This is a genomic window from Streptomyces sp. V4I8, assembly GCF_041261225.1.
Classification (GTDB): Bacteria; Actinomycetota; Actinomycetes; order Streptomycetales; family Streptomycetaceae; genus Streptomyces.
This window is the reverse complement of sequence record NZ_JBGCCN010000001.1, coordinates 662,144-678,448: the sequence shown is the minus strand read 5'-3', so window position 1 is coordinate 678,448 and position 16,305 is coordinate 662,144. Positions and strand designations below refer to the sequence as shown.

11 protein-coding genes are annotated in these 16,305 nt (G+C 72.5%); 8 read left to right on the top strand and 3 right to left on the bottom strand.

The annotated features are described in order from the left end of the window. Window positions 1–41: 41 nt before the first annotated feature. Window positions 42–2,981, bottom strand: coding sequence for a hypothetical protein (locus ABIE67_RS03235; RefSeq protein ID WP_370252856.1), 2,940 nt, complete (start codon window positions 2,979–2,981; stop codon window positions 42–44). A gap of 256 nt (window positions 2,982–3,237) precedes the next feature. Beyond that, the gene (locus tag ABIE67_RS03230; RefSeq protein ID WP_370252854.1) at window positions 3,238–4,599 is read right to left on the bottom strand and encodes an APC family permease; all 1,362 of its coding nucleotides are present in this window, start codon (window positions 4,597–4,599) and stop codon (window positions 3,238–3,240) included. A gap of 509 nt (window positions 4,600–5,108) precedes the next feature. On the opposite strand from ABIE67_RS03230, the gene ABIE67_RS03225 reads away from it, so the two are divergent. The 8 genes from ABIE67_RS03225 (at window position 5,109) to ABIE67_RS03190 (ending at window position 14,494) form a co-directional block, all read left to right on the top strand. Next, on the top strand, window positions 5,109–7,235 hold the full coding sequence (locus ABIE67_RS03225) for a hypothetical protein (RefSeq protein WP_370252852.1): 2,127 nt from the start codon (window positions 5,109–5,111) through the stop codon (window positions 7,233–7,235). 113 nt (window positions 7,236–7,348) lie between these two features. Further along, window positions 7,349–8,860 (top strand): GT4 family glycosyltransferase PelF, encoded by a 1,512-nt coding sequence (gene pelF, locus ABIE67_RS03220; RefSeq protein WP_370252850.1) that lies wholly within the window; start codon window positions 7,349–7,351, stop codon window positions 8,858–8,860. Then, window positions 8,857–10,272 carry a hypothetical protein gene (locus ABIE67_RS03215; RefSeq protein ID WP_370252848.1) on the top strand — a complete coding sequence of 472 codons (1,416 nt, stop codon included), beginning with the start codon at window positions 8,857–8,859 and terminating at the stop codon, window positions 10,270–10,272. The genes pelF and ABIE67_RS03215 overlap by 4 nt, the downstream gene beginning before the upstream one ends. Before the next feature lie 95 nt (window positions 10,273–10,367). Continuing rightward, on the top strand, window positions 10,368–11,369 hold the full coding sequence (locus tag ABIE67_RS03210; RefSeq protein WP_370252846.1) for an SDR family NAD(P)-dependent oxidoreductase: 1,002 nt from the start codon (window positions 10,368–10,370) through the stop codon (window positions 11,367–11,369). Window positions 11,370–11,400: 31 nt separating this feature from the next. After that, on the top strand, window positions 11,401–12,114 hold the full coding sequence (locus ABIE67_RS03205; protein ID WP_370252844.1) for an NDP-sugar synthase: 714 nt from the start codon (window positions 11,401–11,403) through the stop codon (window positions 12,112–12,114). A gap of 6 nt (window positions 12,115–12,120) precedes the next feature. Then, window positions 12,121–13,047, top strand: coding sequence for an NAD-dependent epimerase/dehydratase family protein (locus tag ABIE67_RS03200; RefSeq protein ID WP_370252842.1), 927 nt, complete (start codon window positions 12,121–12,123; stop codon window positions 13,045–13,047). Beyond that, window positions 13,044–13,706, top strand: coding sequence for a spherulation-specific family 4 protein (locus ABIE67_RS03195; protein ID WP_370252840.1), 663 nt, complete (start codon window positions 13,044–13,046; stop codon window positions 13,704–13,706). The genes ABIE67_RS03200 and ABIE67_RS03195 overlap by 4 nt, the downstream gene beginning before the upstream one ends. After that, the gene (locus ABIE67_RS03190; protein ID WP_370252838.1) at window positions 13,703–14,494 is read left to right on the top strand and encodes an endo alpha-1,4 polygalactosaminidase; all 792 of its coding nucleotides are present in this window, start codon (window positions 13,703–13,705) and stop codon (window positions 14,492–14,494) included. The genes ABIE67_RS03195 and ABIE67_RS03190 overlap by 4 nt, the downstream gene beginning before the upstream one ends. 60 nt (window positions 14,495–14,554) lie before the next feature. Here the strand turns inward: ABIE67_RS03190 and pgm are convergent, their stop codons facing one another. Then, window positions 14,555–16,195 (bottom strand): phosphoglucomutase (alpha-D-glucose-1,6-bisphosphate-dependent), encoded by a 1,641-nt coding sequence (gene pgm, locus ABIE67_RS03185; protein ID WP_370252834.1) that lies wholly within the window; start codon window positions 16,193–16,195, stop codon window positions 14,555–14,557. Window positions 16,196–16,305: the final 110 nt, after the last annotated feature.

The window sequence follows — 16,305 nt, the reverse complement described above, 5'->3', positions numbered from 1 at the left end:
CTCCTCTCCCCGGGCCGCCGCCCCCACCCCGGACGGCGGGATCACTCCTCGCGGCACACCGTGTCCGGGTCCGCGTCCTTGCGGCCCGGCGGCGCGGAGAGCGGTTCGTCGCTGCCGGCCGGCCGCCCGCACACGGTGACCGAGCGCACCTTGTGGCCCTGGTAGGTCACCCGCACGATCTTGTAGCCGTGTCCGCGCTGGTCGGCGTAGGGCTGGCTGCCGGCGAAACTGACCGTGCCCACCGGCAGGTTCGGGTTGGGGCGCCAGCGCAGGTCGGCCCAGGTCTGCGGGGCGTCGCCGTTCTTCGAGGCCCGGTAGAGCACCGCGGTGGCGCTGTAGGCCAGTACCGCCTGACCGCTGGAGAAGAGGGCGTCGTTCCAGGGCCGGGCGGGCTCGGCGAGTGCGGTCGCCGCCGCGCCCGCGGGGAGCAGGTCGCCGAGCACGCGGTGGGCGTCCTCGTAGAAGCCGGCCGCGCCGACGAGGTCCATCGGTGCCAGGGCGAAGTGGTAGAGGGTGACCTCCGGAGGAATGCGCAGACTCTCGCCCTCGTCGTAGTTGCTCTTGGCCAGGTCGTCACCGGTGAACACGGTGATGTGGCGGCCGGAGCAGCCGGGTGTGGAGCCCAGTTGGGACATCAGGTTGGGTACGTCCTCCACCCGGCCCGCGAAGTACAGGGCCCTGGGCACCGGGTCACTCGCGCAGATGTCCTCGACCGGGTCGGTGAGTTCCGGTTCGCCGTTGGGGCTCAGCCCGTAGGAGCGGGAGGGCAGCGGCGCGAAGCCGGCCCGGTCCAGCATCTGCTTGCCCACTCTGGCCTGTTCGGTCGTGTAGAAGTCCTTCTCGCTGCCGACCTTGCGGGCCAGCACCACGGCCCGGGCACCGTCCTCGCGCCGGGCGAGCTGCCTGGCCACGACGAGCAGCGCGTTCGCCTCCTCCTCGTCGGTGGCGGCCAGACCGAACCAGTTCGACAGCTTCCGCGCCAGATGGCTGCCGGAGTTGGTGGTGCTCACCACGGGCAGGCCCGCACCCTTGAGGATCTCCACGGCGTCGTCGCTCTCCGTGGTGTCGCGTCCCAGGCCGACGACACCCACGACCGACCGGTCCCGCCGGGCCAGCTCCGCTATGTGCCGGGCCATGGGCAGTACGTGGAGCATGTTCTCGCCGCTGTTGGCGAGCAGGACCCGTATCTTGGTCGGCTGGTGGGTGCTGACGTTGGCGTAGTGCTGGTAGAGGTAGACGCCCGTGATCTCCTCGAGCCCCTTGCGGGTGTCGGCCTCGTCCGCCGCGGTGACCGGGCCGGCGTAGACGATCGTCACGTACTTGTCCGCGGGGCCGATCTTCGCGTTCTCCGCCCTGATCGCCTGCTCGACGGCGTCGAAGGTGATGCCCTTGCCCGCCCCGTACAGTTCCAGACCGTTGCCCGCGGCCAGCCGTACGTCCCCGGTCGCGACCCCCACACACTCACCGGCCACCAGAACGGAGTCCGTGTTGGAGCCGATCAGCCGGCCCTCGCAATAGCGCTGGGCCATCCACCGGTTGCCCAGGAAGCCGAGGGCGAGGGCGACGGCGAGGACCACCGCCAGGCAGGGCCTGGACCACAGCAGCCAGGCCGCCGTACGGCGGATCCGGGTGGTGGAGTGCTGCGCGGAGTGCCTACGGCGCAGCTCGTCGGCGGACAGCGGTATCCACAGGATCCACGGCAGCGCGGCCGACCGCCCGGGGGACTGGCCGACGTTGAGGCCGGTCACCCACTCCTGGTACCTGGCGTCCGCAGCGAAGGCACGCTCCGCATCGTCCGGCGCGAGCCCGTCGGGGTGGGGTGCGGCGAGCTGCCCCGGATCCTCGGATCCCGGCGGCCGCAGCCGCTCCGCCGCCGGGATCGCGGCCAGTACCAGCAGTGGGTCCACCTCGCTGCGGCGGGTGCGGATGTTGCTGATCGCCCGCAGCAACAGCAGGCCGCCGTCGTCCTCGGTGGCACACGGCAGATACACCACGGGCGGTACCGTGCGCTTGCGGCGGCGCAGGTCCAGCGTCCGGGGCCGGAAGTTCTCGCGGAGATCCTCCAGCAGCGCCAGCACCCGCAGCTCCAGATGGAACTGACGGGCCGTCGCGTCACCTGCCTGGGCGGCCACCACCTGCTGGGCGACGGCGAAGGCCCGGCCACGGATCGTCTCCCAGGACTTCGTCGGCCGCCACCGGGACCATTCGGCGGCCTCTGGCCGGGCGCTCGAAGGCGCCAAGAAGGTGGTGGTCGCGAACCACCGGCTGGCCCGGCGCAGCCACAGCAGCGGCGGGGCGCTGCGCGCCAGCAGGTGCACCACACCGAACCCGGCCAGCGCCAGGGCCCCGCCCCACACCGCCGTCTGCCACCCGCCCTCGCCGAGCAGCACGCTCAGGCAGGCGATGAACATCGCGCCCACGAAACCGGACGGGTTCACCACCGCACCGACGGTGTCCGTCAGCGCCGAGACGCGCCGCTCCTCATCGGTGCCGTCCGGATCACGGCCCGGCCGCCAGCGCAGTTCGGCCAGCCGCCGCATCAGCCGTTCGCGGCGCTGCGCGGCGGACCACACCGTGCCGACGTCCCCGCCGACCTCCGGCGCGGCCTGCTCGATGGCCCGCAGCAGCCGTGAACGCGGGAAGCCGAACGCCTTGTACTGCGACTGGTTCTCGTTGTCCCACGGGTGCTCGCACAGCTGGCGCACCATGTCGATCGCCGACGAGTACGCGTCCGCGCCGCCTCCGCCGTCCAGCCGTGTGGCGATCAGCCCCCGCGGCTGATGGCCCTGGCGGACGAACTCCACGACCTGCGCGACCCGTCGGTCCAGGGTGCCGGTGTCGTCCTCCTCACCGGCCTGAAGGACCACCAGCGGCGTCACCGGCGGGTTGTCCCGGAAGTTGTCGATGAGCCGTCTCATCAACTCGAACACCGCGTCGGCCGCCTCTATCCCGGCGCTGCCGTTCCATGCCTCTCTGGCCACTCGCTCCGCCCCCGTCGCATCCGCCCGACCCGGCACTGCCGGATCCGATGCTGATACCCACACCGAAACGTGCTGCACCGTACGGACGTCGGGTTTCTCACGTCCTGTCAGGGAGCGTCGGCCGCCCGGAACACGAGCGGCGCTGTGAAGGCCGCGGTCCTCGGCCCCCTGAGCCGGGAGCTGCCCGACCGATCGCAGCGGGACGTGTGGCGGAGCCTTTCCGGCGCGACGTCGGCCAGGTCGGAACCGGACGCGTTCACCCCTCGCCGCGCACCCGCAGCACCAGCTTGTTCAGCACCCACAACGCGATACCGATCGCCAGCAGCACGCCGGCCCGGATGTAGACGTTCGCGGGCCGGTCAGAGAGCGGACTGGCAAGGATCAGGGAGGTGATCGCGCCGAGCACCGGCAGGACGGTCGGCGTACGGAAGTGCCGGTGGTCGACCCGGTCCCGGCGCAGGACGAGGACGGCGATGTTGACGACGGCGAAGACACACAGCAGCAGGAAGGCCGTGGTGTCGCCGAGGCCCTCGATCTCCCCGGTGGAGACCAGCCCGACGGCGAGCAGCGAGACGAAGACGATACCGACGACCGGCGTGCGGCGGCGGGGGAGGACGCGGCCCAGGGCGCGCGGCAGGATGCGTTCGTTCGCCATGCCGTAGCACAGGCGCGACGCCATCATGATGTTGATCAGGGCCGAGTTGGTGACCGCGAACAGGGCGATCAGCGCGAACAACTTGGGCGGGAAGTCGAGTCCGCCGGCCTTGACGACCTCCAGCAGCGGCCCGCTGGAGCCTTCGAGGACGCGGTGGTCGACGAGCAGCGAGGAGACGAGGGCGACCAGGATGTAGAGGGTGCCGGTGACGACGACACCGGTGAAGATGGCGCGCGGAAACGTACGGACCGGATCCTGGGTCTCCTCGGCCATGTTGACGGAGTCCTCGAAGCCCACGAAGGCGAAGAAGCCGAGAGCCGTCGCCCCCAGCACGCTGGTGATCAGCGCGAAACCGGTGCCCTGCGCCTGGAACTCGCCGAGCCGCGAGGGTTCACCGTCACCGGACAGGACCGCCCAGGCGCCGATGGCGAGGATGACGAGCAGGCCCGTCAGTTCGACCACGGTGAGGACCACGTTGGTCTTCACGGACTCCGAGACGCCCCGCAGGTTCAGCGCCGCCAGGGCGAGGATGAACAGGACGGCGATCAGAGTGGGCGGGAAGAAGTCGGTGAACTCGGCGAGGTAGTCGCCGCTGAAGGCGCGGGCCGCCGCGCTCGCCGAGGACAGGCCCGAGCACATGACCATGAAGGCGACGATGAAGGTGAGGAACGGGACCCGGAACGCCTTCTGGGTGTAGAGCGCCGCGCCCGCCGCCTTCGGGTACTTGCCGACGAGTTCCACGTACGAGGCCGCCGTCAGGATGGCCACGACGAAGCCGATGACGAACGGCAGCCACAGCGCTCCGCCGACCTTTCCGGCGACCTGGCCGGTGGTGGCGTAGATCCCGGTTCCGAGGATGTCCCCGATCACGAACAGGACCAGCAGTCTGGGGCCGATGGCCCGCCGCAGCGGGGTGTCGTCCTGGCTCTCTCGTGCGGTGGCGTCACTTCCGGTTGCGGACACGAAGGCTCCCCCTGAGACATTGACCTCTGAGCCGGACAACGTCTCACCTGCCCGGCAGACCGTGAGTGATGCCTTCGTGCAACGACGGTCCTGTCCTCGGCGCATGAGGCGCGACGGCCGGCGCCCCGGCCAGGGAGGTGACCTGAAACCGGCGCGCCGCCGACCGGCGGACCGGTCCATACCAGTGGCGGTCGCACTGGCGTGCCCCAGCGGTCCGCGGAGGCGGCGTCTGTCCCTCCCACCTGGGCGGCAGAGCCCGAAGCGGAGGGCGCGGGCGTCCGTGATCCGCAGTCGAACACACGGTCCGGCCGGAGCGGCGAGGCGTGGCGCACCTGCGTTTTTCCGTCAGGTTGCGCGGCAGGTGCACGAAAGCTCCACAGATACCTCACTATTTGACGCGACGGATGCGTCGACGACCGGTCTCTGAGGGGGATGCCGGCGTCACGCGCGGGGGTGCGTCCGCTCTGCGGAGCTGTGCCCACCCCTGCCCGGGGAGGGGACAACACCGCATGAGGCGGAGCTTACGCACCACCCTGCTCACGACGGGCGCGCTCATAGCCGCCTTCGGCGTACCGGCCGCACACGCCGCGGCCGCGCCGCCGCCCCGCATCGACCTGCGGGTGCTCGTCGTGAGCGACGGCGGCCCGGCCACCGACGCCATCGCCGCCGAACTGGAGACCGCGGGAACGCCGTACACGGAGATCGACCTCACGCGCTCCGACCGCCCCGTGATCGACGCCGGCTACCTCGCGGACACCGTGGACGGCCGGGACCGCGCCAAGTTCCAGGCGGTCGTGCTGCCCAACGACAACCCGTTCGCGGCGGACTCGCCGGAGATGGCCGCGCTGGTGGCGTACGAGCAGGCCCACGACATCCCGCAGGTCGACGCGTACACCTACGCCCGCCCCGAGACCGGGCTCCAGTACCCGGTGTACGGCGGCTACTCGGGCAGTGTCGACGGGGTGCAGGCCCAGGTGACGGACGCCGGGCGGACGGGCCCGTTCGGCTACCTCGACGGGCCGGTGCCGTTCGAGGACAACTCGCCTGCTGTCGGCGAGAGTTACGCCTACCTGTCGACCCCCGTGGCCGGTGCCGACTTCACCCCGTACGTGCAGGCGCCGATCCCGGGCACGGCCGAGCAGGGCTCGCTGGTGGGGGAGTACCGGCACGACGGGCGGCGTGAACTCGTCGTCACCTTCGTCTACAACCAGTACCAGCAGCAGTTCCGGCTGCTGGCCCGCGGCATCGTCGAGTGGATGACCGACGGGGTGCACCTGGGCGCCTCCCGCAACTACTTCGCCGTACACGTCGACGACGTGTTCGCGGCCGACGACCGCTGGAACTCCACGCTCAACTGCACACCCGGCGACGTCGACTGCACGGACCCGAACGCCACGCCGGACCCGATCAGGATGACGGCCGCCGACGTCGACCACGCCGTCACCTGGCAGCGCGAGCGCGACTTCACCCTCGACCTCGCCTACAACGGTGCCGGCAGCGTCGACCACCGCGAGGACAACAACGGCGCCGACCCGCTGGCCGACCGGCTCGTCGCCGAACGGGCCGAGTTCCGCTGGATCAACCACACCTACACGCACGCCTTCCTCGGCTGCGAACAGGACACCTCGGTGGTGCCGTGGCGGTGCGCCACCAACGCCGACGGCAGCACCAAGTGGGTCAGCCGCACCGATGTCGCCGACGAGATCGCCCACAACACCGCGTGGGGACAGTCGGCCGGACTGCCGCTGGACAACGACGAGTTGGTGACCGGCGAGCACTCCGGGCTCAAGGTGCTGCCGCAGCAGCCCGCCGACAACCCCAACCTGGCGCTCGCCCTCGCCGACACCGGCATCACCTGGCTCGCCTCGGACAACTCCCGCGAGCCCGCCCAGCGGCAGGTCGGCCCCGCCACCACCATCCCGCGCTACCCGATGAACATCTTCTACAACGCGGGCCGGGCCGCCGAGCAGGTCGACGAGTACAACTGGATCTACACCAGCCGCGCCCAGGGCGGCAGCGGCATCTGCGAGGACAACCCGGCCACCACGACCTGCCTGGCCGAGCCGCTCGACACGGCGACCGGCTACACGCAGCACATCGTGCCCCTGGAGCGGCAGATCGCCCTCGGCCACGTCCTCGCCAACGACCCCAAGCCGCACTTCATCCACCAGTCCAACCTGGCCGAGGACCGGATCGCCTACCCGGTCCTGGACGGCGTGCTCGACACCTACGACACGCTGTTCGCGCAGAACACGCCGCTGGTCAACCTGCGGATGAAGGACATCGGCAACGAGCTGAAGCGGCGCGCCTCGTGGACGGCCGCGGTGCAGGACGGTCAGGTCACCGCCTACCGGATCGGCGACACCGTCACCATCGAGAGTCCTGCCGCAGTCGACGTCCCCGCCACCATGCCCGAGGGCACCACACGGGAAGGCTCCGCCTTCGGCGAGGCGTACGCGGGCGAACGGTCCGCATGGACGGCCCCGGCCGCCGTGCCACTCTCCCTCACCCTGCCGCAGTCCCCGGCCCCCTCCACGGCCACCGGCACGGGCGGTACCGCGCCCGCCACCGACCCGGCACCCGACACCCGCGTGCCCGAGGGCGTGGCCGAGCCGGTCCTGCCCACGGGGAGCTGACCGGTACACCGGCAGCGCGAGGTCCCGGCCGCGGCGTACGGCGCGCTCAGGCGCCGTGCCGTCGGCGGCCGGGACCGGCACCCCTCCCCACACCTCGGCCGTGGAGCACATCGATGCACGTTCACCACGGCGCGCGACGCAACTCCGACGCGCGCGTCACCCTGCTCACCGAAGGCACCTACCCGCACAGCCATGGCGGTGTCAGCGTCTGGTGCGACCAGCTCGTCACCGGCATGCCCGACATCGAGTTCGACGTCATCGCCGTCACCGGCACCGGACGGGAGCCGATCGTGTGGGACCTTCCCGGCCATGTCCGCGGCGTCGTGTCCGTGCCCATGTGGGGCGCCCCTCCTGAGGGCCACCCGCCCCGCGGCCGGTCCCGCAGGCGGCTCGCCGACGCCTACGAGCGGTTCCTGACCGCGCTCGTCGACCCCGGCGCCGAGGGCGGTTTCACACCCGCCCTGCACACCCTGGCGCGGGCCGCGGCCGGCGGAGAGCTCAGCGCCTTCCTACGGGGCGACACGGCGATCGCGATCCTCACCGCCGTATGGACACGCCCCGGGCTGGCCGTGCGCGAGGCGCGGCCGACCCTGCACGACGCGCTCACCGCCACCGCCCTCCTCGAACACGCGCTGCGCCCGCTGGCCGCGCCACCCCCGCAGGACGGCGTCGCCCACGCTGTCAGCGGAGGCGTCGCCGTCCTGCCCGGACTGGCCGCACGTGAGCGGCACGGGGTTCCGCTGCTGCTCACCGAGCACGGGGTCTATCTGCGCGAGCGCTACCTCGGCTATCGCACCGCGCCGTACCGCTGGCCGGTCAAGGCGGTGATCCTGGGCTTCTTCCGGCTGCTGGCGGAGGAGAGTTACCGCCAGGCGGCACTGATCACCCCGGGCAACCGCTACAACCGGCTGTGGGAGGAGCAGGGCGGCGCCGACCCCGAGTCCATCCGCACGGTCTACAACGGCGTCGACCCCGCCGCCTTCCCGCCGGCCGGACCGGAGCCGCAGACCCCCACCCTGAGCTGGGCCGGCCGGGTCGACCCGATCAAGGACCTGGAGACCCTGATCCGCGCCTTCGCTCTCGTCCGGGACCGGCTGCCGGACGCCCGCCTGCGGATGTTCGGCGGCACACCCCGGGGCGGAGAGGCGTACCGGGAGCGCTGCGAGGCCCTGGCCGCCGAGCTGGGGCACGCCGACGCGGTGGCCTTCGAGGGCCGCGTCGACGACATCAAGGACGCCTACGCCGCCGGGAACGTGGTGATGCTGTCCAGCATCAGCGAGGGCTTCCCCTTCACCCTGATCGAGGCCATGTCGTGCGGCCGGGCGACCGTCTCCACCGACGTCGGCGGGGTGCGCGAGGCCGTCGGCGACACCGGCCTCGTGGTGCCGCCGCGCGACCCGGCCGCCATGGCCGCCGCCGCGCTGGAGCTGCTGGGCGATCCCGTCCGGCGCCGGGCGATGGGCGAGACGGCGCGGCTGCGGGTGATCGAGCAGTTCACCCTGCGCCAGACCATCGACACGTTCCGCGCCATCTACCACGAACTGGCCGCGGGGAAAGCGGAGTTGCCCGCCAGAATCGTGCTGCCCGCCCCCGCGGTCACCGGCACGGGGAGTCTGACCCGATGAGCGGTCCGATATCCCTCGAACCCGGCGACGCGGCGCAGGACACCCTCGCCCTGCGGCTGGCCGAACCCCGCCCGCCGCGCCGCCGCCCGCGCTGGGCCCTGGACGACGCCACGCTCGCGATCCGGCTTCCCGGGCACGGTCCTGACGAGGCGGCGGTCAGCACGCTCGCCGCCGAACTCGCCGACGCCATCGGGCCCGCCGTCCATCCCTACGAGGTGGCAGCGCTTTTGGAGGCGGAGGGCCTGTCCGCCTCGGTGATCAAGGAGCGGTACGGCCACCCCAACCTCTTCTCCCTGGCGACCGCCCTGTACGAGCGGGTGCCCAGAACGTTCCCCGAGCCGCCGCCCGCGACCGACCCGTGGCGGCCCGACACCCTGCGCTGCCTGCTGCGCGGCGTGCTGTTCGCGCTGCCCGCCCTGGCCTACCTGCTCACCGCGCCACTGTGGGCGGTCGACCGCCACGCCCCCGTGCTGATCGTGGCGGGCATCGCCTCCTGGGCGTGGGGACAGGCGTTGGGCCACCGCGCGCATCTACGCCTGGTGGTGGGACGCCGGGAGGCGTCCGGCACGCTGCTGACCGGCTCCCTGCTGGGCGCCGCGGCGGCCACGTCCCTCGCCGTGCCACCCGCCGACAGCGCACTGGCAGTCGCCGTCGCGGGCGCCCAGTCGCTGTACCTGGCCGGCGCGAGCGTGCTGCTCGTCCTGGGCCAAGAACGCCTGCTGCTGGCCGCGCTCAGCCCACTCGTCGCGGGCGCCGCGGTACTGCCGTGGTGGGAGCCCGGAGGGGCCCTGCGGGTCGGGTTGCCCCTGTCGGCACTGCTGGCGACGCTGCTGGCCGCCGCCCGGGTCCTGTGGGCGGGGCGTGCCGGCCCGGCCGCCGCCGACGCCGCGCGGCCACGACTTCGTACGTCTCTGCCGTACGGCCTGTTCGGACTCGCCGCCGCTGTCCTCGTGATGCTGGAGGGCCGCCGCCAGCCGTACGCGGTGATCGCCCTGACCCTGAGCATGGGCCCGGCCGAGTGGCTGCTGTACCGCTACCGCGGCTGGTCGGTCGCCGCACTGCGCGTCAGCGCCACGCCCATCGGATTCCGGCTGCGTTCGGCCGCCGTCCTCGGCCTGTGCCTGTGCGGATACCTGGCGCTGCTGCTGCCAGCGGCGCTGCTCACCGGCTCCGAACCGGCCTCGCTGCTCCTGCTCGCGGCCGTCCTGTGGACCGCCCTGCTGCTGCAGGCCTTCGGGGTGGCCTGGCCTCCGGCCGTGCTGTGCCTGGCCGCCGCCGGTACCGCAGGAGCAGTGCCCCTGCTGGACCTGCCACCGGGTCCGGCCGCGCTGCCGGCGGCCTGTGCCGTGGCCGCCGTATGTCTCGCGGCCTGCGCGACACGCCTGCTCGGCCGGCCCTCCCCGCACGCCTGACCACGCGAACGACTCCCATCGGACCGCGGACCGGCACCCGCCCCGCGCGGGGACACCGGCCTACCGCCCGACGACCACTACGAAGGGACCAAGAGTTGACCTCCGCACCGCTCGCCGCCGTCACCGGAGCCGAAGGCTTCATCGGCTCGCACCTCACCGAAGCGCTCGTCGCCTCCGGCCACCGCGTGAGGGCCATGGCCCAGTACAACTCGTTCTCCTCCTACGGGTGGCTGGAGACCCTGCCCGCCGACGTCCTGGACCAGGTCGAGATCGTCCTCGGCGACGTACGCGACCCCGGCTCGGTGCGCGGCCTGCTCGAAGGCGCCGATTGCGCCTACCACCTGGCCGCGCTCATCGCGATCCCGTACTCCTACCAGGCCCCGCACAGCTACGTGGACACCAACGTCACCGGCGCCCTCAACGTGCTGGAGGCAGTGCGCGCCCTGGAAACCCCGCGTCTCGTGCACACCTCGACCAGCGAGACGTACGGCATCGCGCAGACCGTGCCGATCACCGAGGACCACCCCATCAACACCCAGTCGCCGTACGCCGCTTCGAAGGCGGGCGGTGACCGGCTGGCCGACAGCTACCACGCCAGTTTCGGCACACCCGTGGTGACGCTGCGGCCGTTCAACACCTTCGGCCCGCGCCAGTCGATGCGGGCCGTCATCCCCACCGTCATCGGCCAGGTGGCGGCCGGGGAGCGCACCATCACGCTCGGCGACCTGCGCCCCACCCGGGACTTCACCTTCGTCGAGGACACCGCGCGGGCGTTCCTCGCGGTGGGCACCGCGCCGGCGGAGCAGGTCGTGGGCCGCACCTTCAACGCCGGGACCGGCGGGGAGATATCCGTCGGCGACCTCGTCGCGCTGATCGGCAAGGTCATGGACGCCCCGCTCGACGTCCAGGAGGACTCCGCGCGCCTGCGGCCCGCGAACTCCGAGGTGATGCGGCTCGTCGCCGACGCCACCCGGCTGACCGAGGCGACCGGCTGGCGGCCCGGCAACACACTGGAGGAGGGGCTCGCACGGACCGCGCGATGGTTCACCGATCCGGCCAACCTGGCCCGCTACAAGACCGGCATCTACAACATCTGACCCGACCGGCACGTATCGCAGGAGGTACGCCATGCACGCAGTGATCCTGGCCGGTGGAAAGGGCGTCCGGCTACGGCCGTACACCACCGCGCTGCCCAAGCCGCTCGTCCCCATCGGCGACCAGCACGCGATCCTGGAGATCGTGCTGCGCCAGCTGTCCACGGCCGGCTTCACCCACTGCACCATCGCCATCGGCCACCTGGGCGAGATCATCCGCGCCTACGTCGGCGACGGTACCCAGTGGGGCCTGAAAGTCGACTACGCCACCGAGGAGAGCCCGCTCGGCACCATGGGCCCCCTGCTCACCCTGCGCGACCGGCTGCCCGGGCACTTCCTGGTCATGAACGGCGACGTCCTCACCGACCTCGACTACGCCGACGTGCTGCGCACGCACGAGGCGTCGGGCACACCCCTGACCATCGCCACCTACGCCCGCAAGGTGCACATCGACTTCGGGGTGCTGACCACGGACGCCAGCCGGGTGGTCGCCTTCACCGAGAAGCCCAGCATCGACTACCGGGTGTCCATGGGCGTCTACGGCGTCTCCCGCGCCACACTCGGCGACTACACCCCCGGGCTTCCTCTGGGCTTCGACGAACTGGTGATGGACCTGCTCGCCGCCGGACGTCCCCCGTACGCCTACGAGTTCGACGGCTACTGGCTCGACATCGGCCGCCCCGACGACTACGACCGGGCCAACGCGGAGTTCACCAGCCGCAAGTCGCTGCTGCTCAAGGGGGCCTGAGGAGCCATGCGCATCCTCGTACTCGGCGCCACCGGCTACCTGGGCACGCACGTCGTACAACGGCTGCGCGCCCTGCCGGGCGCGCGGGTCCTCGTCGGCGGACGGTCCCCGGTCGCCGACGTCAGGGTCGACCTGGCCACCGACCGCCCCCAGGATCTGGCGTCGGCCCTGGCCGCGGCCGCGCCCGACGCCGTCGTCAACTGCGCGGGCGCGACCGGCGGCGATGCCGTCACCCTCGCGGAGGTGAACGCACGCGGCCCCGCCGTGCTGTGCGCGGCCCTGCGGGATGCGGCGCCCGGGGCCCGCCTGGTCCATCTGGGCTCGGCAGCGGAGTACGGGCCCACCGACCCCGGAGTGCGGGTCACGGAGTCGGCCGCGACCCGGCCCGCCGGCCCGTACGGCGCCACCAAGCTGGCGGGCACGGTGGCGGTGACCGCGTCCGGGCTGGACGCGGTGGTGCTGCGGGTGGGGAACCCGGTCGGCCCGGGGGCCCCGCCCACCGGACTGCCCGGCCGGGTCGCCGCTCTGCTCGCGGACGCCGGGGACGACCCGGAGGCGATGCTGAGGCTAGGTGACCTGTCCGCGCACCGCGACTTCGTGGACGTACGCGATGTGGCGCGGGCCGCCCAACTGGCGGTCACCGCCCCGGGACCGGTGCCGCCCGTGCTCAACGTCGGCGGCGGCGACGCCCGCCCGGTGCGGGAGCTGGTGCGGACGCTGGCGGACGCGGCCGGCTTCCGGGGCCTGATCGCCGAGGAGGAAGCCGGCGGATCGACCCGGTCCGCGCAGGTGTCGTGGCAGTGCTCGGACATCACCGCCGCCCGCGGCGCCCTCGGCTGGTCGCCGTCCCACTCCCTCGACGCCTCGGCGGCGGCACTGTGGGCGGCCGCCCGCCCAAGGGCTCGGACGGCCAAGGGGGTGCCGGCGCGGTGAGCCTGCTGATCCCGCTGTACGTACATCCGGCCGAGGACCCCGCCGCCTGGCACCGGCTCATCACCTGCGCCGCACGCACCTACGCCGTCGTGCTGAACCCCGCGAACGGACCCGGCCGGGCCCCCGATCCGGCGTTCGTCGCGGCGGCCGAGGCGCTGCGCTCGGCGGGAGCCCGGCTGCTCGGCTACCTCGACACGGACTACGGCGCCCGCGACCCCGAGGACATCACCGCCGATCTGCGCCGGCACCAGGAGTGGTACGCCGTCGACGGCTGCTTCCTTGACCAGGTGCCGGCGGCCCCGCACGGACTGCCGGACTGCCGCCGACTGGTCCGCTCCGCCCGCCGGCTCGGCGCCTCGACCGTCGTCCTCAACCCGGGCGTCCATCCCGCGCCCGGCTACGCCCGCCTCGCCGACCTGACGGTCACCTTCGAAGGCCCCTGGTCCCAGTACGTGTCGGACTTCAGCCGCCCCTCGTGGACCACGCGGCTGCCCGCCGCACGGCTGTGCCACCTGGTCTACGGGGTGCCCGAACCGCTCGTGCCGCTCGCCCTGCGGACCGCGGGGGAGCGGGGCGCGGGCGTGAGCGGACCGGTGACGGGAGAACCGCCCAACCCCTGGTCCCGGCTGACCCCCGCACTGGCGGAGGCGGACCGGTGAGGCGGACCGTGACGGCGGTCGTGGCCGCCCTGCTCACCCTGGCGGGGTGCTCCGGCGGCCACGCTCCCTCCCCGGACCCCGCCCCCGGCGCGCGGTGGCAGCCGCGCCCCGGGCTGGCCTGGCAGTGGCAGCTCGACGGCGAGGTCGACCCGTCCGTCGACGTACCCGTCTACGACATCGACGGCTTCGAGAACACCTCCGACGACGTCGCCCGCCTGCACCGGGACGGCCGCAAGGTGATCTGCTACGTCAACGTCGGCGCCTGGGAGGACTTCCGCCCCGACCGACGCGACTTCCCCCGCTCCCTGCTCGGCAAGCCCAACGGCTGGCACGGCGAACGCTGGCTCGACATCCGCCAACTCCCGCTCCTGCGCCCCCTCATGGAGCGCCGGTTCGACATGTGCCGGGACAAGGGCTTCGACGCGGTGGAACCGGACCTGGTCGAGGGCTACGGCAACGACACCGGCTTCCCGCTCACGGCGCGGCACCAGCTCCGGTACAACCGCATGATCGCCGCCATCGCCCACGAGCGCGGCCTCGCCGTGGGCCTCAAGAACGACCTCGCCCAGATCCCGCACCTGCTCGACGACTTCGACTTCGCGGTCAACGAGGAGTGCGCACAGTACGACGAGTGCGCGCTCCTCGCACCGTTCACCGCGGCGGGCAAGGCCGTCTTTCACGTGGAGTACGCGGAGCCCACGGCCCGCTTCTGCCCGACGGCCCGCAAGCTGCGCCTGTCGTCCATGCTGAAGAAGCCCGAACTGGACACCTGGCGGAGGCAGTGCTGACCACCGCTGCGACGTGCCACCTCACTTGAGCACGCCGCAGGGTGGCCGTCCTCGCCCGGGTCAGGCGTCCAGCGCGGCGAGTACGACGGACCTGGCCTCTTCCTGGACGCGACGCAGATGGTCCGGGCCGAGGAACGACTCCGCGTAGATCTTGTACACGTCCTCGGTGCCCGAAGGACGGGCCGCGAACCAGGCGTTGGCGGTGGCGACCTTGATCCCGCCGAGGGCGGCGCCGTTGCCGGGGGCCTCGGTGAGCACCGTGGTGACCGGCTCGCCGGCCAGGGTGTCGGCCGTGACCTGCCGCGGGGACAACTTGGCGAGCAACGCCTTCTCCTCGCGGGAGGCGGGAGCGTCGACGCGCGCGTAGGCGGGGGCACCGAAGCGGTCGGTGAGCCGCGCGTAGTGCTCCGAGGGCGTCTTGCCGGTGACGGCCGTGATCTCGGAGGCGAGCAGCGCCAGGATGATGCCGTCCTTGTCCGTGGTCCACACCGAGCCGTCGCGGCGCAGGAAGGACGCGCCCGCCGACTCCTCGCCACCGAAGCCGAGCGTGCCGTCGGCCAGGCCGTCCACGAACCACTTGAATCCGACCGGGACCTCGACCAGTTGCCGGCCGACGTCCGCCGCGACCCGGTCGATCATGCCGGACGACACCAGTGTCTTGCCGATCCCCGCGCCCGCGGGCCACTGCTCCCGGTGCGCGAACAGATACGAGATCGCCACGGCCAGATAGTGGTTGGGGTTCATCAGGCCCCCGTCCGGCGTCACGATGCCGTGCCGGTCGGCGTCGGCGTCGTTGCCGGTGGCGATGTCGAACCGGTCGCGCCGCTCGATGAGCGAGGCCATGGCGTACGGCGAGGAGCAGTCCATGCGGATCTTGCCGTCCCAGTCCAGCGTCATGAAACGCCAGGTGGGATCGGTCAGCGGGTTGACCACCGTCAGATCGAGCCGGTGCTGCTCGGCGATCCGACCCCAGTAGGCGACGGAGGCACCGCCGAGCGGATCGGCGCCGATGCGCACACCGGCGGCCCGGATCGCGTCCAGGTCCAGCACGTTCGGCAGGTCGGCCGCATAGCTGCCGAGGAAGTCGTGGCGGCCGGTGCCGGGTGCGGCGAGGGCGCGGCTGTAGGGGATGCGGCGTACGTCCTTCAGGCCGCCGGTCATGATCTCGTTGGCGCGGTCCTGGATCCACGAGGTCGCCTCGGAACCGGCCGGGCCACCGCTCGGCGGGTTGTACTTGAAGCCGCCGTCGGCGGGCGGGTTGTGCGAGGGGGTGACCACCACACCGTCGGCGAGGCCGGACGTACGGGTGCGGTTGTGGGCGAGGATGGCATGTGAGACGGCCGGGGTGGGCGTGTAGCCGTCGGCCTGGTCGACGAGGACGGTCACGTCGTTGGCGGCGAACACCTCCAGTGCCGTGATCCGCGCGGGCTCGGACAGGGCGTGGGTGTCGGCGCCGAGGAAGAGCGGGCCGTCGGTGCCCTGGGCGGCGCGGTACTCACAGATGGCCTGGCTCGTGGCCGCGATGTGGTCCTCGTTGAACGCCGCCGCGAAGGACGATCCGCGGTGCCCCGAGGTGCCGAATGCCACGCGCTGCCCCGGCTCGGCGGGGTCCGGGTGCAGCGCGTAGTACGCCGTGACCAGGCGGGCCACATCGACGAGGTCCTCGGGTCCGGCGACCTGTCCCGCTCGCGCGTCCTGCATTTCCCGCTCCTCCGCAAGGGTCGACCGTGGGGTACGGCCCTCATTCTTCCCTGTCGGCCGGCTGCCGTCAGGTGGCGGGGCCCAGTCCGTGAAGCACGAGTGAAAACCCT

Coding starts and splice junctions, on each gene's coding strand:
- ABIE67_RS03225 (WP_370252852.1), top strand. CDS start 5,109: ATGAGGCGGAGCTTACGCACCACCCTGCTCACGACGGGCGCGCTCATA.
- pelF (WP_370252850.1), top strand. CDS start 7,349: ATGCACGTTCACCACGGCGCGCGACGCAACTCCGACGCGCGCGTCACC.
- ABIE67_RS03215 (WP_370252848.1), top strand. CDS start 8,857: ATGAGCGGTCCGATATCCCTCGAACCCGGCGACGCGGCGCAGGACACC.
- ABIE67_RS03205 (WP_370252844.1), top strand. CDS start 11,401: ATGCACGCAGTGATCCTGGCCGGTGGAAAGGGCGTCCGGCTACGGCCG.
- ABIE67_RS03200 (WP_370252842.1), top strand. CDS start 12,121: ATGCGCATCCTCGTACTCGGCGCCACCGGCTACCTGGGCACGCACGTC.
- pgm (WP_370252834.1), bottom strand. CDS start 16,195: ATGCAGGACGCGCGAGCGGGACAGGTCGCCGGACCCGAGGACCTCGTC.